The organism is Pseudoalteromonas sp. APC 3893 (assembly GCF_030408095.1).
GTDB lineage: Bacteria > Pseudomonadota > Gammaproteobacteria > Enterobacterales > Alteromonadaceae > Pseudoalteromonas.
This window is the reverse complement of the sequence record NZ_JASDCD010000001.1, coordinates 133,157-153,603: the sequence shown is the minus strand read 5'-3', so window position 1 is coordinate 153,603 and position 20,447 is coordinate 133,157. Positions and strand designations below refer to the sequence as shown.

Genomic DNA, 20,447 nt, shown 5'->3' with positions numbered 1-20,447 from the left:
ATCAAGTATCAATTCGCATCGTCAACTTTAAGTTTTTCTATCTGTGCTTTTTCATTGTCAGTCAACGCTTGATACCAGCGTGGGTAAGACCAACCATAACCCCATCTAAATGATGTTGGTAAATAAGGACTGCCACCTACTCTAACACCTGCGAGCATAAGCTGAGCTATTTGCGGTTCGCCGACGGCATGTACACATTCTCGTAGCTCTTTATCTGCTTCAAGTCTTTCATTATATGTACCGCCTTGCCAATAACTATAGTCATGATCAGTACAGCACCCTAGCCAAAGCTCATTCTGTTTAAATGTACCATCAGGAAAAGAACTACAGCCATCTGATGTAAAAGGCTTAATGTTTTCAGCATTTACTTTCATACACGCTAGGCATACCACCATTGATAACAATAAATGTATCGATTTACTCAATTTTAAGATCTCAAGGTTAATGTAATAAGTATCACTGCATGGTCCGTGCTTTGGTCATCTCGCTCAAACACGGGGTTAACCAAATGCCTATCGTAGGTATAATAATCACTTACTGAAAAGAAGCTATCGTCGTAACTTGCATCAAACTCACAAGATAACAATATATAATCAAGTACTGAGCTGCTTGCACCAAAATAATGTGTGGGAGTGCGCTTAAGCACAGTTGTAGCTTCTTGTTTTGCTTGTTCAGTACAATCGGTTTGCGCCTTTACGAATAGCTGCCACGCATCATTTAAGCAATATTTTTCAAGGTAGGTTTTGCTATCAAATGCTGGAGCAAAACGTAGTGAGCTGGTGAGCAAATGACTAAGTACGCCATCGGTTAGATTATTATTAAAATCCCCCATTAGCAGCATTGGGTTTTGAGTGGCCTCGCGGCGCTTGATCATTTCAAGCATTAATAAGGTGGCTTCACTCCCTCGCTGGACAGTTGATGCCCAACCACCTGCGATATCCGCCTTCAAATGTTCAATAATATTCTTTTCAGGTGTTGTAACTTTACATTCTGCAACTTCTACCATCGAACGTTTAGATTTAAAATGGACCACATAACAATCACTTAAACCTATATGTGGCAGCTCAATTGTCGCTCTAAGCACTTGGCGGCTAAATGTAAATGAATCAGCCAAGCCAAGAGCTTGCGCAAGTTCAACATCATGTTCTATGGCAGCCACAGCAACAATTGGGTATCGAGAGGCAATAGCCACCACAGGGCGCTTATATATAAAATCATCTATCACCTCTGGCTCATCAACTACTGCGAAATATTCATAGCCAAGGCCACTTAATAATAGTTTGAGGGACTCAATACTAAATACTTCTTGAAAGCCAATTACATCTGGTCGATATTCAGTTAAATAATCCGTTATCCAACGCTGCTTTTTGGTCCACTGCTGCGCACTATAAATACGCTCAAATTCATAAAATGCATTAGGCGGCTCAAGGTAATTAAACAGATTAAAGGTAGCAATTTTAAGTTGCGTGTTTTTTATCAAAATTTGCTCAGTTGAGTATTAAGGATTGGTTTTTTATGATGAAGCATAACTTTACTTCCCTTGGTCTTAATGATCAACTAGGATGGAGTATTCGTAATAGCATCTATACCTTGATTTAAGTAACCAACGTTTGAGGAGTTTTGATGAGTAACAACGACTATACGCCCCCAGCAGTTTGGCAATGGGATGCAGAAAGTGGCGGTGAATGGGCTAAAATAAATAGGCCAATAGCAGGTGCAACCCACCAGCAAGACTTACCCGTTGGTGAGCATCCGCTTCAGCTGTACTCTTTAGCGACTCCCAATGGCCAAAAAGTCACTATTATGCTCGAAGAGCTGTTAGAGCTTGGTATTAGTGAAGCTGAGTATGATGCATTTTTAATTAAAATTAGTGATGGTGATCAGTTTGGTTCTGGCTTTGTCGGTGTTAACCCGAATTCTAAAATACCCGCTTTAATGGATCACTCCACCAATCCAGTTACACGTGTGTTTGAATCGGGTGCGATTTTACAATACTTAGCCGAAAAATTTGATGCCTTAATCCCAAGCGATCACACCAGTAAAACCGAATGCCGCAATTGGCTGTTTTGGCAAATGGGTTCTGCACCCTATTTAGGCGGTGGATTTGGCCACTTTTACGCTTATGCGCCGGTCAAAATGCAATACCCTATTGACCGTTTTACCATGGAGGTTAAGCGCCAGCTAGATGTACTTAATCGCCACTTAAGCGACCATGACTATATGGCTGGCAGCGAATATTCAATTGCCGATATTGCTATTTGGCCGTGGTACGGCAATTTAGTGATAAACAATTCATATGAAGCTGCTGAATTTTTAGATGTTGAGTCTTATACACATGTAGTTCGCTGGGCTAAACAAATTGAGCGACGCCCTGCGGTGAAACGCGGCAAAAGAGTTAATCGCGTTTGGGGCCCTGAAGAAGAGCAATTAGCAGAACGCCATAACACTAATGACTTTAGTTAGCTTCTAGGAAATTACTCGCAGCGTTTGATTATGTTGCGAGTATAATTATACAAACTCAATTTCCCTTCCTCATTTTTACAAATTTAGGTTTATTACACTTGCTTACAAAACTAAGATTGTAAAAACCACTTAATTGTTAATAATATATTTACAAAATTTATCGACGATTAAATTTAAATGGAACTTACAATGCTCAAGCCTTTATTAGCCACTACAGTATTACTTCTAGCGCCACTTGCTTTTGCTAGTCAGCAATTAACTATAAAAACCACAAAAGGATTAATTACAACAGACTCACCAATTGTGTTTGCTTATAATGACGAGCTGCAACAGCTTGCGAAGGTTGATTTAGCAAATAACCAAAACCAGATGCTTACTTTACCTAAAAATTTAATTGGCTTTGATACTGCCACGCTGGCAAATACTTTAAACCCTCAAGCGCTTGTTTTAACCACTGATGGCGTCTATCTGAGCGAACAAAGTAAGAGTACGCTGCTATTTAAATTTGAATCGGTATTAAATCAATTAGAAGTCAACAAATTTACTAAAGTTAACTTTGTCATTGACGCGAACAATGATGGCCTAAGTGACATTTTATTGCCTGATATTGAAACCAATACACTGTACCTTCAGGATCAACAAGGTAAGTTCCACCCTCACGTATTTGCCAAACAAGCGCAATTTAAGGGCGACTTTAGATCTAAACGATTTAAATTAGATATTGATATAAGTATTACCCCACAAGTAATTGATGTAAACCAAGATGGCCGCACTGACTTGGTGTTTAGCAATGATAAACAAGCCCAAGTATTGCTAACAAAAGATACAACTTTTGCCGATAAGGTGACTAACATTACCTTTCCTGTAAAATTTGGAAAAATAGAAAACGACAATTTCCACTATATAGATTTAATACATGATATTAATAATGATGGTTTTGTCGATCTTATCACCAAAGTTATGCCTGATGCTGATGGCATGGATGCCATGAATGCGACAGTGCACCGCAGCCTTTATATGGGCCTTGCAGGCGGCGGTTTTTCAACACAAGCGATCGTTCTGCCACAAACAAGTATGATAGGTAACTTAAAGTTTGATGAGGACTTTAATAACGATGGCTTAATGGAGTTACAACGATTTAATATCGATTTTGGCTTTGGCACCTTAGCGTCCATGGCCATGGGGGGCGGTGATACTGATGTTGATGTTGAGTTCTCTGTTCATAAGCAGCTTGCAGATGGTACATTTAGCGAAGAACCTAATGCAGACTTTGAGGTGGAAACCCCACTTTCTATGTCTAACGATTCATCATTAAAACCCTTATTTTTAGCTGATATCAACGGTGATAGCAAACTCGATGCCATTTATAAAAGTGGCAGTAAAACACTGTCGGTATACTATGGTAATGATAATTTACTCAGCTCAAAGCGCAAAAAAATCAAACATAAACTCCCTGATAACAACAGCGATATACTTTTAGTCGATATTAACAATGACGACAAGAAAGACTTTGTATTTAAATTCACCGAAGAAGACGGCACTAGCAGCATTAAAACCGTTATTAATTAACTTAAGTTTTGGTTAACTAAAAATAGCCAGATACATAAATGTGTATCTGGCTTAACAACTAAAAATTAATATTGAGCTTTAAATAACCTCGTCTACCGAGTAAATCGTAGGTCATTACATCCGTATTGGCATCATTCCATGATGTTAAAAACGGCGCTTTTTTATCAAAAATATTATCAATTCCGATCGATAAGAAAGTGTTTTGACTAATAAAATAACGCCCTTGAATGTCGTTATAAATAATACTCGGTACTGCACTGCCAATTGGACCACCACCATTAACATCGTCTGCGGTACCAATATAACGCATCGCATAATGTGCCGACCACGTATCAGCTTTGACACTCACGCCTAAGTTAGCGCGCCATTTGGTATAACTGCCCTGATCTTCGGTGATATACCCTAATAGACTTTGCGTATCTTGACCTGCAAACGGGGTTGTTTCGTGCTTTAACAAGCGTGTGGCATCTAATTCAAACTGACTAGTTAAACCAAATAACTCGGTATTGTAGCGCGTGTTGAAATCTATCCCACTGACCTTTTCAAATGCTGCATTTACCGGGCGTTGACTTAAGGAGTTAACTTGACCTGTCACAGGATGACGCGTGAATGTATCGCAGTAAGCGCTATATACATCAGGATCGGTATAACATAATTTGAGCGCATCAGAGCCATTGACTGAGGTAATAGCATCTTCAACTTCGATATCAAAATAATCAACGGTAGTCGATAAGCCTTCAATAGTATTAGACTGCCACACCATACCTAGGGTGAGTGTGTCTGCTGATTCTGGATTTACATCGGGGTTGCCACCAACTGAGGTACGCACTGTTGTACCATCTTGAACAAAATCAGCGGGTAAACCAGCTGCTAAGCAGTTTGTAGCAATATCACCAGTAGCCCCTTCACAGGGGTCTATTGTACGCAGGTTTTCGGCATTTGTACCACCAAATAGCTCCGTGATCATCGGTGTTCTAAAGGCTGTTGATTTAACTCCTCGCAGCATTAAACTATCAACAACTTGCCATGTTAAACCCAATTTATAAGTCATCTTACTGCCAAATGTACTGTAATCTGAGTACCGCGTAGCAACTTGCGCCTCAACACTCTCAAGTACTGGAATTGCAAGCTCTATAAAACCCTCTGTTACTGAGTAACTGCCATCAATGGCATCTTCACCGCCATTGGCAAGTACTGTTGAATCCGGGTTACGCCAGCCTTTTTCATCACGCTTTTCAACCCCCGCAGCAAAAGCTAAAGCCCCTGCTGGTAATTCAATAATATCGCCTGATAAATTGAAAGTAAGCGACCTTAATTCATTGCCACCATTGCCTTCACGGTGATACTTTACATACTCGATAACATCTGGCGTTAATTCGTCGACACCAAACCAATCACCACACGGAATTGCTGCGCCGCTTTCGTAGCTACAAATATTTTCATCTAACGTATTAGCCACTTTGCTAATATCTTGATCAAACGTCCAGCCATCGGTGCCAGTATTGCGGCCATAGTTGTAAGCTAACTGCCAATTCCAATCATTATTTAATGTGCCCTCGAGTCCTACAACAATGCGTGCTGTATTGGTTTCTTGAAAAAAATACGGCGCACCTAGCTCAACATTACGACGCCGTGTTATTTCTAAGTCTTGCCCTGTTGGGTTATATAGAAAGTCTTTTGACACCATAATACCGCTGATACTACGCGGCGTTACAATCTGCTCAGATTGACGATTGCTGTACTGCGCTTCGGTAAATAAATTTATGTTGTCGCTCAGCTCAAAGGTAAAATTGGTCGATAAGTTAATACGTTCGCTTGGGTTAACGGCATTTAAGTAACCGATGTAATTAAAGCCGTGTTTAGCTGAGTCATATGCTTCATAACTATTGCCATCTCCGTTTGGGTCTTGATTAAACTGCACACTGCTACCACCAGCTAATAATGCCCGTCCACCAGCGGTTGTCGCACTACCAAAACACTCTAACTGACTACTGCCATCATCATTAACTGTTTCACTTTTAGCGCAATCAATTCGATCTGACTGCCTGACTGCCTCGGTATTTATATAGCTTGCGCTAAAAATAAAGTGTCCTCGGTCAAACTCTCCACCGACATTAAAACTCAGCTCTTGACTTTGCCCTTCACCATCATCGGCAGCGCCTACTTTAGCGGTGAACTCGGCGCCATCTAGTTGTGTTTTGGTAATGATGTTAACCACCCCCGCAACGGCATCAGCGCCGTAAATAGCCGATGCACCGTCTTTAAGTACTTCGACTCGTTCAATAATTGAGGTAGGTATCATATTTAAATCAACTGAACTATTTGCCCCTGTACCGCCATTAACTATACGCCGCCCATTGAGTAGAACTAAAGTACGTTTGATCCCCATGCCACGAAGGTTAACTTGAGCCGTGCCATAACCACCACTGGTCCAATAGGCATTAGTAGCATTACCTGCAACCCCCGCAGAAAAAGACATACGCTGTAATAAGTCTTCCACGTTTACTATGCCTGTCTGAGCAATTTGCGCAGCATCTATTACGGTTACTGGGCTGGCACTTTCAAAATCAGTACGTTTAATATGTGAGCCAGTAACATTTATGCGTTCAATATTATCGTTTTGTTTATTAGCAAATACGTTAAAGTTTATCAGTGCAAGTGAAATGGCAGAAAGTGCCATGAGGTTATTCATAAATATGACCTATTAAAATTTTTATTTTAAAAATAGGCGCTTATGATAAAGATTTTAGGAATATTGAGAATGTGACAAATTGTCGCAGGTGAAAGATTAATCAGCTACAGCCCCCCCCCCCGAACTGATTAATTTGATGGTTAATTAAGCTTTTACTCAAAATGAGGCCGCCCCTTGCCTTTTGACACTTGTTATTTGAATACCTGCGATAGACACTTTTGCGACTGTCAGATCGCGTCTGTTAATCCAATCTGCCTTTAAACATTAACACTGATTCGTTTAACACTTTAAAAAAGCACTCCCCTATAAGCTTAATGGCAGCGTTATAAAGTTGGCCGCTTTAAACTAAACATGTCCGTTGTTTTAGTAAACTCATCTCCGCCCAGTTTACCTACGCTTTTTAAAGCAACGGGGTCGATATAACCATCAACAAGTACTGCATCGTCAATATAAACTCCCACAACATTAAGTAACATCATTTGCCCACCAGCTGATTGTTCACTAATGGTAATCACCTCGCGGAGGGAGCATTCATAGCGGACTTTTGACGCTTTTACGCTGATGGGTTTAACAAGCCGACTTGCTGTTGATTCAATATGTGCCGCATCAAATTCACTGACCTCAGGTGAGTAGTTTGCACAGCTTTGGTTCATTTGCTCAACTTGCTGCTCACTGACAATATTAACCACACACTCTTTGCTCGCCAGCAGGTTGTTTAGCGTGTCTTTATTGCGCTTTTCACCGGGGTTAACTTGGGTAACACTCAATACAGGCGGGTTAACGCTCGCCACTGTAAAAAATGAATAAGGCGCAATATTTGCCACTCCATCACTACTAAGCGTACTTATCCACGCAATCGGCCTTGGCGTTATGCCGCCGACTAATTGACTATAGACATTTGGTTTTTCAAGGGATTGAGTTAAATCTAAAAACACATATCGCTCGCTTTAATGTTGATAAAATAAAAAGTCACACGTATTAAACGTGTTCAGTGTTTGTCACGTATTGACACAAAATGGATTAATAAAACCCTAATGACAAGTTTATTATATGACACACTCTGTATATTGGTTCACTCACGACCTACGGTTATCTGACAACGCGCTACTACGCCATGCATGCGAGCAAAGCTCATCAATCAGCTTTATTTATTGCATTGACCCTGATTGGTTTAAAAGCAATCGGTTTAACTGCCAAATACTGGGCGAACAACGATGGGCGTTTTTGGTTAAATCGCTGCACCAATTAAACAGCCAGCTTAATGCACGTGGGCAACACTTAGTTGTTTATTTTAAATCGCCGCTGGAAGTGATTGATCATTATTACTCTCATCATAATACCCGAGTAATTTACTGTAGCGACCAAGTTGGCTTATACGAACGGCAATCACTCAGTGCAATCACTGATAAATACAGCGAAATTACACTTAAACAAAGTAATACATTTACCTTGTATGACATGCATCAACTGCCCTTTGAGCTAAGTGATCTGCCGTCAACATTCAGTAAATTTCGTAAAAAGGTAGAATCATCAAACCTCTCTATAAAATCGCCCGTTGAGAGACCGAGCCATTTCCCTGCGCCGTTAATTGCCCCAGTACCTTGGCCTAAATCTTTACCTAAGGTTGAGCAGTTACACTGTGAGTTTGATGCAGGCGAAGTAGCAGCTCAGCACCACGTTGGACAGTATTTTTCAAGTTCAGCTCCGAGCGAATATAAACTGACTCGCAATGCCCTTGATGGCATGGCAAACTCAACTAAGTTCTCGCCTTGGCTTGCCAACGGTAATGTGTCGGTGCGACAAATCATGCACGCATTGCAAGAATATGAGCAACAACACGGCGCGAATGATTCAACTTACTGGATTTACTTTGAGCTACTTTGGCGTGAATATTTTCAGCTTTATAGTGTGCGCTATGACCATCAATTATTTGCATTTAGTGGCATAAGTGCAAACAAACCACTGACCAGTTTTTATTCTGGACGCTTTAAACAATGGTGCATGGGCACCACCCCCTACCCCATTGTCAATGCGTGTATGAAACAACTAAATCAAACGGGTTATATGTCTAATCGCGGACGCCAACTTGTTGCTAGCTGTTTAGTGAATGAGCTCAAATTAGATTGGCGTTTTGGTGCAGCTTACTTTGAACAACAACTCATTGATTACGATGTGGCAGCAAACTGGGGCAACTGGCAATACCTTGCTGGGGTGGGTGCTGATCCTCGCTCTGGCAGGCATTTTAATTTAGTTAAACAAACTCACACTTATGACCCCGAAAATACCTTTATTAAGCGCTGGCGAGGTGATGAGGTTTATAGCATAGACTCTGCCGATGCTGCAGATTGGCCATTAAGCAGTTAATAATGCGCGAAAAGGTTAATATAGTCTGGTTTAAACGAGATTTACGTTTATCTGATCATCAGCCACTTAAGTACGCGTTTGACAGCGCACTGCCGACCCTGCTTATTTATAATTTTGAGCCACTGCTCATTGATGATGCTCATTATAACGAGCGTCATTGGCGTTTTGTTTATCAATCGTTGATTGAAATGAATAAACAGCTCGCGCGCTTTAATGCCCGCGTTTATCTGTTCAATTGCCCAATGGATGAGCTACTTGATTCATTAAACAAGCAGTTTGAAATTGTTAGCTTATTGAGCCATCAAGAAATTGGCTTAAATAATACGTTTGAACGCGACAAAGCAGTTAAAAAATGGTGTAAACACCATGCAATAAACTGGCTTGAGTTTCCTACCGGTGGGGTTATACGCGGGGCTAAAAGCCGTAAAGGCTGGAACGAACACTGGCATCAGTACATGCATAGCCCTATTGCTATTCCAAACTGGAAAAACGTCAATGCGGTGGCATTAAATGATTACCAGATGCCTACGTTACCCGATAGCTACACAGAGCAACATCCGCACTTTCAAATTGGCGGTGCGTTGGAAGCCCAGCAAGTTATGCAAAGCTTTTTTGAAAGTAGAGGCAAAGGCTATCAAAAAGGCATTTCAAGCCCCAGTTTAAGCCAAACCCATTGCTCTAGGCTCTCGCCTTATTTAGCATGGGGTAATATTAGCCTTAGGCAAGTGTACCAAAAAGCAATCCATGCATATGACTCAAAACACCCTGACAAACGAGGCTGGAAGCGCCCGCTTGCGGCGTTTGTTTCGCGCTTGCATTGGCATTGCCATTTTATGCAAAAGTTTGAAAGCGAATGTTCAATGGAATTTAAAGCGCTTAACGCGGGGTATCATCAATTTCCCTACCGCGATGACGATCAGGTCGCTGAGGATATACAGCGTTGGGCCCAGGGGCAAACAGGCGTGCCGATTATTGACGCCTGCATGCGCTGCTTAAAGCACACCGGCTACATTAATTTTAGAATGCGCGCCATGTTGGTCAGCTTTGTGACCCACCACTTAAACATAAGTTGGCAGCAAGCGAGTTTCCCGTTAGCTAACTACTTTTTAGACTTTGAACCAGGCATTCACTATCCGCAAATACAAATGCAAGCCTCAGTGACCGGTATCAACACCATTCGCCATTACAACCCAATTAAGCAATCTGAAGATCAAGACCCAAATGGCGAGTTTATAAAAAAATGGTGCCCAGAACTTGAAAAGCTGCCCATAGAGTACTTACATGAACCATGGCAACAAACGCCCATGGAAGCGTTATTTAACGACTTTAAAATAGGCGAAGACTACCCCGAACCTATGGTAGATTTAACAAAAGCCTCAAAAGAAGCGCGAGATAGGCTGTGGCAATACCGCGAACGGGTTGATGTACAACGGGCCATCCCTGCGATACTCAAAGCCCACGTAAGTATTACACCGCGACCAAAAAACACTAAAAAGAAGCGTAACAATGGCGCATAAGAAATTACACTTACCGCAAAAAACCTGCCCCGTTTGCAAGCGTGACTTTACCTGGCGAAAAAAATGGCAACGAGACTGGGACAACGTAATTTACTGTTCAGAGCGGTGTCGGCGAAACGCAAAATAAACCTTGGTGTCAATATTGCAAAACCCTACTTGAGTATCGTGTAAATACCGATTAGCCGGTAAAAGCATGAAGAGCTTGCAATGTTATTGCAAACTTTACACAACAAACCCAAGGAGACATTATGACGATTAAAAAATCAGCATCAGCCAATTGGTCAGGGGATATTAAATCAGGTAAAGGATCAATAAGTAGCGAAAGTGGTGCACTTGAGAGCCAGCCATATGGGTTCAACACTCGCTTTGAAGACAAAGCAGGCACTAATCCTGAAGAGCTAGTTGCAGCAGCCCACAGTGCTTGTTACAGCATGGCGTTGTCACTGGCGCTCACTGAAGCGGATTATGTAGCCGATGATATCAAAACCACCGCAACCGTTAGCCTAGATGAGGTAGATGATGGCTTTGAAGTAAGCCACATTGCGCTTAATGTAGAGGCTAAGATTGAGGGTATTTCACAATTAAAGTTTGACGAACTGTGTGTACAAACCAAAGAAGGTTGTCCTATCTCAAAACTAATGAATGCTGAAATATCACTGTCAACTCAGTTAAATTAACACGTTAGTTAACTATTAATTATTTTTAAGCCAAGCTATTTTGCTTGGCTTTTTAATGTTTATGGTAAATACGCTACTTAGTAGCTTACTACACTCTCCACGTATTACAAAATGGCAAGTGATGGTTATGCGTTATGAGCGCTGATGCTTACCCAATGAAAATTAACCAGCTGCTGTTAGTTGCTGTTGTGCTAGCAGTTTTTTGAGTCGCTCGTTTTCTTCTCTTAATAAAGCAACTTCCTCTTCCAGCGGTAATTTTTTATCTGCAGTGTGTTCGCCATGGCGTTTTTCACGTAGGTGCATAATGACTTGTTCTGAGCTTACAATATCACCTACTTTTGCTTTAAAGTTATGAATAACGCCTGCTTGTGGTGTCACGACCTCTAAAACGGCTTTTTCAAATTCTACATCAAACAATGCTTGATTGGCGATAATTTCGCTGAGGTATTCATCAAACTCACTAAATTGAGATTCAAGTTCCTCTAGCTGGATAAGCAGCCGTGAAAGTTGGTCATCACAGGCTTCAGGGGTTTTTGCATTATTCAGCGCATTGGTAATGCTTTGCGAAAACAGTTTAAAACGCGCTGCAGAACCATGCGCTTAGTCGAAATATCCATGACTTCCATTTTATGGTTCACAGGATAAACAATATCGTCCGTTGTAGTGACATCAGGCTCGTTTTTCATTTTGTTGATGATTAAAGCTTGGCCTTGCTCAACCTTGCGGTAAAACTTACCAACGATAAGCAAGATAGCAAAAATGATCGCTATTGCTATACCTACAAATGTTAGTATAGGGATGAGATTATATAAAAATTCCATGTTATGTCCTCTAACGTAATTATCGGTTTTTATATTCTACGCATACCATTTCAGGCAATCTGCTTACCACGGTTTACGAGTTATGGTGTAGCAGCGTTGATCTTTGAGGTGTTCAAGCAACACGGCTGTGTCACCTGAGGTAGACTGTTCAGTATCTGCGCGAACTTGAATAAGTTGCTCAGTACCTTGAAACTGCACGCGCGCTTGACCAAATGTACTTGTTACTTTGCCCGTGACAACTGTGCACTCTAAGCCTAATAAGTCAGAGTTTTTTGAAGTTTCGGCGCTATTAAAAAAGCGCTGTAGAGGTTTTGAAATAATCGCGGCGATAGGCATAGCCACTAACACACTGGTAGCCACCATTAATATTCCAAAAATGTAAAATAATATGCCATTACCTAGCAAGAATGAAAGGACTTATGAGCGTATATAGAGATAAGCCAACTTGTCAACACAATGAGGCTCAATGAAACCGTAATTGGCCCCCCAAACCCCATGTTAAACCATGAAGATATACTTGGGCTTTGCGCTGCATCGGCATCAATATCGAGATCTGATTCGAACATACCTATATAGGCAAAACCAACAAGGGTTATTAGCCAAAAAAGTACAACAACTAAAAGAAGCGCTGTAAAAATGGCTGTAGGGAAAGTAAATGCTAAATTTAAAAATCCATTGTAACTGCTACTCAGCTTTTATATTTATTATCCTTATAGAAAATTTTTACCATTTTAAGGCACAATTGTTAGGTACTTTATAAAAGATAGATCTAATTATGTGCACAATTACAACTAAAAGATCTTCAAACAAATTGCATTCGCTTACTTGCTTTTAACCCGTGTACCTATGTTATGCTTAAAATTAAATTACAAAAAATTAACTTCCTATTGACACAAAGAGGTGTTTTTGTACTTAATAGCGCACCAAGTTTAATTTGTACTCATAACATAATGGGTTATTTTTAACCTAGCATAAGACTCTATATTTTTTACACAAAATAAAATATAGGTACGCAATGTTCACTATAACTGGGTTGCATTCTGCGCTTGAAACTAATAAATACGAGGGAATGATGAAAAAACTTTTTATTATCTATACTGTAATGCTTATGCTAAGTGCATGTGGCGGAGGCTCTACAAACACTTCAGAGGATGAAGTTCCGGTTGCAGATGATCCATTTCAACCTATCGAATCGACGGATAATTTATCTATCCCCAACAATAGGGAATTTGATACATATAATATTTTAATATTGGGTAACAGTCATGTTGCAGGCCTTGATTCTTTATTAACAGAAATATTCGCTCATGCAGAAGTCAATAAAACGGTAAATTTTAAAACCCTTGGAGGTTTGTTTCTCGATACAATTGTTAACAACGAAAACATTATCAAAGCATTACAAAACTCACAATGGACCCATGTTATTTTACAAGGTCAAAAATACTCGCAAAGCCATACCATATCCTATCCGACTAATGCCACAAGAACATGGATACAACGGGCAAAAGCAATAGGCGCCACACCTATACTCTTTCCTGAACATCCACTCGCTAATAGACCAACAGATGCCGCTTACGTGCATGGAATACATGAAGGAATTGCTGAGAAACAATCGAGTTGTGTTGCGCCGGTTGGATTAACATGGAATAAAGCGTTAGAGCTATCACCTAGATTAGACGTTCATCACTCTGATGGCAATCATGCAACAAACTTAGGTAAGTTACTATCTGCTTTCGTATTTTATGAGACCATAACCGGTGAATCTGCAGACTTATTAACATTTAGTGATACGTTCCCAGGTGATGCTGCTACTCAAGCATTATTCGGCCAAGTAACATCACAAACAATTCTTGAGAATCCACCTTGCGATTTTTAAATCAAAATAGTATCCATGCTTTTTTCAGCATGGATACTACTAGTCATAGAGTGACCAGCCTTTAAGTAGCTTTGTATAGACTAAATTAAAGTCATCACATATTACCCAGTTTTATCATCATTGCGGTGTACATCTTAAGGTTTAACTTTAACTGCTCAATGGTTATAAACTCATGCTCTGAATGACCTGTGTATTTTTTGCCAGGCATGGATGGGCCAAACGACACTGCATTATCAAATAATTTTGCGTTGGTGCCCCCTCCTATCGATACAAAGCCTGCATCTTCATCACCCGTAAAGTGTTTAAATATATCAAGTAATGCTTGGGCATGGGGGGCGCTATCAAGCAGCATCGGTGTGCCAATGATCACCTGTGTATCTTTTAATGTAACCTGATTAATAGCCTGCCAATTAGCCAATGCCGAGTCGATTTGTTGTTTTAGCACAGTTTCATCTTTACCTACTGGGCGGCGCATATTAACAGATAAAGTAATATCGCTATCATTTCGTTTTAATAACGTAGGTGAAACTGTCATCGGCCCCATAAAGTCATGTGTATACGCAATATCACCAAACTGTTTGCCATATAAATCCAAGCCTATGAGCTGATTTATAAACTCAATAGCCTGCCCGTCGCTATTATTTTCAAGCTCAATACCTTTAAAGACTTCTGCTAGGTGGGCAATGGCGTTAAAGCCAGCTTCTGGCTCTGATGAATGCGCCGACGTGCCTTTAACTGATGCCTTAATACCTTGATTAACTTCAGTAACGGCAACTTTGACATCCTTGAGTGCGGCAATATTGGTATTAAGTGTTTCAATATCTGCCTCTGTCGCATTATGTAAGATAGCGCTGGCGTCTTCTGGGATTTGGCTTACAAATGAACCGCCTTCTAAATTGCTCACATATGCACTTGTTTGGTTTGAATTGCCTGAAAACGTAGGTGCAATTAAGCTCCAGCCTTTTTCTGCTACAACAACTGGGTACGATGCATCAATCGTTACCGCATATTTAGGCTGTTGATAGGTTTTCATAAACTCTTCAAGCGGGCCCCAATCTGACTCTTCAGCTAAATAAATCATCAGTTCTATGCGGTTTTCAAGCTTTATGCCTTGATCTTTAATGGCTTTCATCGCATAAAGTGCTGTAGCGATTGCGCCTTTGTCATCTTCAGTACCGCGGGCAATGAGTTTACCGGGCTCTGACGTGCTATCAATTTTAAACGGGCTTTGTTGCCATTTACTCGCATCGGCTGGTTGCACATCACCATGGGTTACTATGGTTACTTTATCTGTTTGTTTACCCATACCAATGAGTACTGTGTAACCTAAATCTTGGTAGTCAAAGCCAAGTTCTGCTGCTTTCATTTTTAACAACGCTTTAAAGCCAATAAAGTCCGGGTTAGTAGGCGTAGCTACCCCCTCTTGATTGACTGTTGGGTATGACACTAAATTGGTCAAAGTATGAATTTGTGCATTTTGGTATGTATCTACTGCATATGCAGCCGCATCATCACTGATTTGGTGTAAATTGGCATGAGCGCTGGCGGTGAGTAATGCGAGGCTAGCTATAACAAACTTTTTCAAAGCAAATTCCTATAAATGAAAGGTAGGCAAGAAGTTATAATTGTAACGCTGTTAACTCCCTCTTAGCCAGCTTTGTACCAGTTATTAAAGATTGAATATTTAAATAGCTAAACATGGCTTATACGCTGTATACTACGCCACCAATTTTAAGTAGCTGTTAGCGTAATCAAACATGAACCGTAGAAAGAAGATCGTCACTAAATTTCAGAAAAAAGATAAACGCGCTAACGCAAAATTACATAAAAGTAATAAGCCTGCTTATGTTTCAAAGGCTGAGCGTGAAAAGTTAGCGTTAGAGCAAAGCCAACTTGATCATGTAGATGAAACTGAAGAAGAATAAAGCTATTTATAGTCATAGCTTTATTCTTAATTAAAAATTCTAAAAACTATAACTCATACCCAAATTAATCGAGCGACCTTGTCCTGCAAGTTGCGTAAAGCCTTGGCTTTGATCTACATTAAACTGCGCGATACTCACGCCGCCTAATGGCTGTTGGTAGTATTCATCAAGTAAGTTTGTTATAGCTAGTTTAACGGTTAGCTTATCCCACGTACCTTTCGTCTGTAAATTTAATAAGCTATAGCTATCTGTTTGATTTTCGAGACGACGAGGATCAATACGTGTTTTACTATCAATCCACTCCCAACTGAGTGAACTCTGCCAATTACCCATTTGCTGTGCTAATGCTATTTTACTGTGTAATGGCATAATTTGATAAAGTGGTTCATTACTGTCATCACGTTCACCATGAGTACTGGTAATAGCCGCTGTTAAGTCCCATATACCTGCGCTTTTGCTATCGCTCACACGTACAGCAGCTTCAATTTTTCCACCATATAATGTAGCGTCTAAATTAGTAAACTGGAGCGTATTTCGCTGCATAATGGCCATTTCAGTTCGATTAGTGTTCCCCACAACTGTGCCATCAATATAATCATTAACTTGGGTATACCAAACATTGGCGCTTATCTGCCAAGTATCATCTTTCGCAGATTTAGTATAACTACTGCTGAGTGTATGTGCGGTTTCTGCTTCTAAATCAGGGTTACCAATATAACCGTTACCATCACCAAACCAGCCAATCATACTGGTTGACATGGTACTCACTCCCCAACTGTAACGTTCATATAAATTAGGGGCTCGGTTTTTACGTGCTAAGCCAAGTTCTAGCTCATCTTCATTTGTTATTTGATAGCGCACGAGTAGGCTTGCATCTACTAATGTATCGCTGCGTTCTCTATCCATAGCATTAAATGCCATTGCTGCATCTTGATTTGGGTCATCCATCATCATCGATGACATGTCGCCCATACCCGACATATCACCCATTGCATCCATACCTGACATATCGTCCATGCCGCCATCCATGGTCATATCACTATAAGGTTGTACTTCGCCAGCATCCGTGTGCACATATTCAATTCGTGCGCCCGCTGATACCCACCACTTTTTATCTAGCTGCTTTTGTAACTCTGCAAAAGCAGTGTAGCGATCGCGTTCACCATCATTTATATTTACATAATCATTTGGCCCCATCATCATTGAACCTTCAATCGCAGGCCACCAATCATCAATGCGATAACCAAAGTATTCTTGTCCTAATAATAATGTAGTATCTTTATCGAGTTCTAAACGCCAGTTAAGTTGATAACTCATATCTTGCGCATCGGTATTCATCGGCATCATGCCAGTTTTTTCAGCCGTGAAAAAACCCATTTCGTGCTTTACATCGTTATAGTTAATCTGGGCTTGAAACTCACCGCTTTCGAGAGTGCGTTTATATTGACTGATCAAACCGTAACTGGTGTTATCAGTCATATCCATATATTGGTTTGGGAACCCTTGAAACGGTATTTTTTGATGCGTTAATTTAACAACTAGTTGTTGTTTTTCATCTCTTAATGCAGCTGTTAGTGCATGGCTTTGGGCGCGATACAAGGTATCTAAAACAAGATCTCCGTTACCATCTTCGTAACTATCCGCGTCTTCATATGCGCCTTGATAACTTAAACTGAATGTGTCGCTGGCAATACGAGCGCCAACGCCCACAGCTTGCGCGTTATTAATACTGCGGTATTGTGCAGAAACATAACCCGAATGCCAGCTTAATGAATCACTATTGCTGTACTGAGGAGCTATAGAATTAACACTGATCACCCCTGCAATATTATCGCCACCAGCACTCACAGGTGAAACACCTGCCACCACTTGATATGAGGTAATTTGGTTTGCTGATATATAAGACAAAGGTGGATTCATTTGATTACCGCATGCCGCTGTAATATCTGCCCCATCAACTAAAACCTTTACTCTATCGCCCATCATACCATTTAGAATAGGTAGGCTAGACACACCGCCCGCGGCAGAAAAATCAACGCCCAATTCACTTAGTAGCTGATCTGCATTACCTAAATTTGCATGTGAATTGAGATGTTGGCCTTGAACTTCAATATGTTCAATTGAATTATCAGCAACTGCATAGGGAGAAAGTAAACATGCAATACTAATAGCTAAAGGAGAAAGTACATACTGAGGATGAGATAGTGATAATTTGCTGCTCATTTTATTGTTTATTTACAATAGGTTTAAGATGAGCAAAGTATATAACTTGGTAACAAGCCTGAAAACGCGACAAATTGTCGCACCCCCTGTTTTATATAATTACAAATAGTGAGCATGCTACCTAGCAGCATGCCCTACCAAAGGCCTGAGGTGATTAAAGTTGACTAAGCTCTGTGTTTAATTGCGCAATAAATTGATTTATACGCTCAGCATTTTTACCTAAATCACTTTTACCTACTCGTGACTTACTGCGGATATCTAGCTCACTACCATCACCTTTAGCAGTCACTCGGATAACAACGTCATCCTTAAAGCCAAACCACATGGTCGTATCTGTGGCTTCAATAATTCCGTTTTCAATATCAGCACTGACTAGCTCCCAACCTAAGCTTTTTACCGAGTCAATAGAAACACGGATCACATGTTTTGTATTCTCTTTAAATCTTAATGTAGTTAGGTCTGGGTAGGCTTTAAGCTGCTGCGCGGCAGTTTCTGGTCCTGCGTACTCAACCGGATTAGGAGCATCGGCTCGTAATTTTGCTATAGCAACAAATTCAGGTGGGGTAACTACATCGGTCGAAATATCATGAATAGGCGGTACACTTTTAGCTTTACTCATAATACTAAGAGGCATAGCCACAGCAACAATAGCAAGTACTGCACTTATAGCAAATAATGGCCAATATGTGCTTTTACGAAAAAAACCAGCTTGAACAACAAGTAGAATAAGCCCTGCAATTGCAGCAAATACACCATAGCGAATGCCGGTAAAAGCGGTACTAAGCTCAATTAATTGCCATTTATACAAAGGCCCAGGAAGTACCACAAGCAAAATAGCTAATAGGCATACTATACTACTTAATTTTTTCATCTTACTGCTCCGCAATATTTATTTAAACTTGACCCACACAATACCTTATTTACTTGCTAATAGATCAAATTAATCATTGATTATTAAATATCGAGCTGTAAAATCACACTTATTGGAACGTTCCTAATAAAATTAAAGTATACCAATATTACGTATTCTGCATTACTGATTCAGAGCTTTAACATAGTTTGTTCTTCTCTCATATTCTTTATGCTTCTATCTACAAGGGTTAATTATGTCTTTACAACCTAGCGCTGTTAAAAATGCGCTAAGTACTTCTGCTATTTTATTGGTGCTGGCACTTGGCACATTTATTTTAGGTCTTTCTGAATTTTCTATGATGCCGATGCTCCCGTTGATCAGCGAAACCTTTGCATCAACACCTGCGCAATCCGGCTTTGCGATAAGCGCCTATGCATTAGGTGTGGTGGTTGGCGCACCTATATTAATGCTCAGTACGGCTAATATGCGTAAGCGTAAAGCTTTGTTAATTTTTTTAGCTATGATGTGTGTAGCTAATGGTCTAAGTGCTATTGCAACATCATTACAGCAATTAGTACTGTTTCGGTTTTTAAGTGGGTTACCCCACGGCGCTTATTTTGGCGCTGCTATATTGCTGGCAGCAGACATTGCCCCATCAGGTAAACGAGCAAGCTTTATGTCTAAAGTATTTATGGGCCTGACCGTCGCAACCATTGTGGGTGTACCCGTAGTTACCTTAATCGGGCAAAATTTTAGCTGGCGTTATTGCCTTGCTGGTGCAGCCATACTGGCTTTTATCGCATTCTTTTTGGTTTATAAAGTAGTGCCAAATAAAGACAATCAACAAGCATCAAATATAAAAGGTGAAGTAAGCGTACTTAAAAATAAATTAGTCTGGTCTATTTTAGGCATCATAATTATTGGCTTTGGTGGTGTATTTTGCATATACACATATATAGCCGATACAATTTTACAAGTTACACACACCCCAGCTTATACTATTTCTATTGCTATGATTATGTTTGGTATTGGCTGCACATTGGGTAACTACATACTCGGTAAAGCGGCGGATCACTCACCGTTATATACAACAGGCATAGCACTATTAAGCGCTATTGCCTTTGCAGCTATGTACGTCAGTGCAAGTGAGCATATTTGGCTCATGTATGTAGTTATCTTCTTTATTGGCTGTAGCGTAGGTCTAGGTACCGTTATTCAAACTATGCTAATGGATGTGTCACCAAACGGCCATGCCATGATAGGAGCATTAGTGCAATGCGCATTTAATGTTGCAAATGCGATTGGCCCTTGGGTTGGTGGGCTAGTTATAGCAAATGGTGCTCTACCCAATCAAACCGGCTACGTTGCAGCTGCTTTATTTGCTGGTGGTTTAATAATGTGGCTTATAAGTGCCATGCAGATGGGCAAAAATAAAGATTTAACGGCCCCAGCTTAATCACTTCTCGA

At 40.5% G+C, this 20,447-nt stretch carries 19 protein-coding genes; 9 read left to right on the top strand and 10 right to left on the bottom strand.

The window, feature by feature from the left end:
- Positions 1-8: 8 nt before the first annotated feature.
- Together QMA12_RS00695 and QMA12_RS00690 are read right to left on the bottom strand one after the other, a co-directional pair.
- The gene (locus tag QMA12_RS00695; RefSeq protein WP_290210138.1) at positions 9-395 is read right to left on the bottom strand and encodes a hypothetical protein; all 387 of its coding nucleotides are present in this window, start codon (positions 393-395) and stop codon (positions 9-11) included.
- Between the two features lie 32 nt (positions 396-427).
- The gene (locus QMA12_RS00690) at positions 428-1,441 is read right to left on the bottom strand and encodes an endonuclease/exonuclease/phosphatase family protein (RefSeq protein WP_290210139.1); all 1,014 of its coding nucleotides are present in this window, start codon (positions 1,439-1,441) and stop codon (positions 428-430) included.
- Between the two features lie 179 nt (positions 1,442-1,620).
- On the opposite strand from QMA12_RS00690, the gene yghU reads away from it, so the two are divergent.
- Positions 1,621-2,463: a glutathione-dependent disulfide-bond oxidoreductase gene (gene yghU, locus QMA12_RS00685; protein WP_290210063.1), complete on the top strand. Its 843-nt coding sequence runs from the start codon at positions 1,621-1,623 to the stop codon at positions 2,461-2,463.
- A 189-nt stretch (positions 2,464-2,652) separates the two neighbouring features.
- Complete coding sequence (locus QMA12_RS00680; RefSeq protein WP_290210064.1) at positions 2,653-4,032, top strand: VCBS repeat-containing protein; 1,380 nt, start codon at positions 2,653-2,655, stop codon at positions 4,030-4,032.
- A gap of 58 nt (positions 4,033-4,090) precedes the next feature.
- Here QMA12_RS00680 and QMA12_RS00675 read toward each other — a convergent pair whose 3' ends face one another.
- On the bottom strand, positions 4,091-6,724 hold the full coding sequence (locus QMA12_RS00675; protein ID WP_290210065.1) for a TonB-dependent receptor: 2,634 nt from the start codon (positions 6,722-6,724) through the stop codon (positions 4,091-4,093).
- Between the two features lie 323 nt (positions 6,725-7,047).
- Positions 7,048-7,659, bottom strand: coding sequence for a flavin reductase family protein (locus tag QMA12_RS00670; RefSeq protein WP_290210066.1), 612 nt, complete (start codon positions 7,657-7,659; stop codon positions 7,048-7,050).
- Between the two features lie 115 nt (positions 7,660-7,774).
- Here QMA12_RS00670 and QMA12_RS00665 point away from each other — a divergent pair, with 115 nt between their 5' ends.
- The 4 genes from QMA12_RS00665 (at position 7,775) to QMA12_RS00650 (ending at position 11,282) form a co-directional block, all read left to right on the top strand.
- On the top strand, positions 7,775-9,088 hold the full coding sequence (locus tag QMA12_RS00665; protein WP_290210067.1) for a DASH family cryptochrome: 1,314 nt from the start codon (positions 7,775-7,777) through the stop codon (positions 9,086-9,088).
- A 2-nt stretch (positions 9,089-9,090) separates the two neighbouring features.
- Positions 9,091-10,605 (top strand): deoxyribodipyrimidine photo-lyase, encoded by a 1,515-nt coding sequence (locus tag QMA12_RS00660; protein ID WP_290210068.1) that lies wholly within the window; start codon positions 9,091-9,093, stop codon positions 10,603-10,605.
- The gene (locus QMA12_RS00655) at positions 10,595-10,732 is read left to right on the top strand and encodes a DUF2256 domain-containing protein (RefSeq protein ID WP_109875568.1); all 138 of its coding nucleotides are present in this window, start codon (positions 10,595-10,597) and stop codon (positions 10,730-10,732) included. The genes QMA12_RS00660 and QMA12_RS00655 overlap by 11 nt, the downstream gene beginning before the upstream one ends.
- Positions 10,733-10,853: 121 nt before the next feature.
- Positions 10,854-11,282: an OsmC family protein gene (locus QMA12_RS00650; protein WP_290210069.1), complete on the top strand. Its 429-nt coding sequence runs from the start codon at positions 10,854-10,856 to the stop codon at positions 11,280-11,282.
- A gap of 162 nt (positions 11,283-11,444) precedes the next feature.
- Here QMA12_RS00650 and QMA12_RS00645 read toward each other — a convergent pair whose 3' ends face one another.
- From QMA12_RS00645 to QMA12_RS00635, 3 genes are all read right to left on the bottom strand, one after another.
- A complete protein-coding gene (locus QMA12_RS00645; protein WP_254911171.1) occupies positions 11,445-11,714 on the bottom strand; it encodes a biotin/lipoyl-containing protein in 270 nt (89 codons plus the stop codon).
- 110 nt (positions 11,715-11,824) lie between these two features.
- Entirely contained in the window at positions 11,825-12,103 is a 279-nt protein-coding gene (locus QMA12_RS00640; protein ID WP_254911164.1) for a hypothetical protein, read from the bottom strand.
- 63 nt (positions 12,104-12,166) lie between these two features.
- Positions 12,167-12,466 carry a hypothetical protein gene (locus tag QMA12_RS00635; RefSeq protein WP_290210070.1) on the bottom strand — a complete coding sequence of 100 codons (300 nt, stop codon included), beginning with the start codon at positions 12,464-12,466 and terminating at the stop codon, positions 12,167-12,169.
- 652 nt (positions 12,467-13,118) lie between these two features.
- On the opposite strand from QMA12_RS00635, the gene QMA12_RS00630 reads away from it, so the two are divergent.
- Positions 13,119-13,979 carry a hypothetical protein gene (locus QMA12_RS00630; RefSeq protein ID WP_290210071.1) on the top strand — a complete coding sequence of 287 codons (861 nt, stop codon included), beginning with the start codon at positions 13,119-13,121 and terminating at the stop codon, positions 13,977-13,979.
- A 94-nt stretch (positions 13,980-14,073) separates the two neighbouring features.
- Here QMA12_RS00630 and QMA12_RS00625 read toward each other — a convergent pair whose 3' ends face one another.
- Positions 14,074-15,564 carry a dipeptidase gene (locus tag QMA12_RS00625; RefSeq protein WP_290210072.1) on the bottom strand — a complete coding sequence of 497 codons (1,491 nt, stop codon included), beginning with the start codon at positions 15,562-15,564 and terminating at the stop codon, positions 14,074-14,076.
- 172 nt (positions 15,565-15,736) lie between these two features.
- Between QMA12_RS00625 and QMA12_RS00620 the strand changes: the two genes are divergently transcribed.
- A complete protein-coding gene (locus tag QMA12_RS00620; RefSeq protein ID WP_087532030.1) occupies positions 15,737-15,904 on the top strand; it encodes a DUF2986 domain-containing protein in 168 nt (55 codons plus the stop codon).
- Between the two features lie 39 nt (positions 15,905-15,943).
- On the opposite strand, the gene QMA12_RS00615 is transcribed toward QMA12_RS00620, so the two are convergent.
- The gene (locus tag QMA12_RS00615) at positions 15,944-18,127 is read right to left on the bottom strand and encodes a TonB-dependent receptor (RefSeq protein ID WP_290210073.1); all 2,184 of its coding nucleotides are present in this window, start codon (positions 18,125-18,127) and stop codon (positions 15,944-15,946) included.
- Between the two features lie 154 nt (positions 18,128-18,281).
- Entirely contained in the window at positions 18,282-18,998 is a 717-nt protein-coding gene (locus QMA12_RS00610; protein WP_290210074.1) for a DUF1499 domain-containing protein, read from the bottom strand.
- A gap of 235 nt (positions 18,999-19,233) precedes the next feature.
- Between QMA12_RS00610 and QMA12_RS00605 the strand changes: the two genes are divergently transcribed.
- Positions 19,234-20,436 carry an MFS transporter gene (locus QMA12_RS00605; protein ID WP_290210075.1) on the top strand — a complete coding sequence of 401 codons (1,203 nt, stop codon included), beginning with the start codon at positions 19,234-19,236 and terminating at the stop codon, positions 20,434-20,436.
- Positions 20,437-20,447 lie beyond the last annotated feature (11 nt).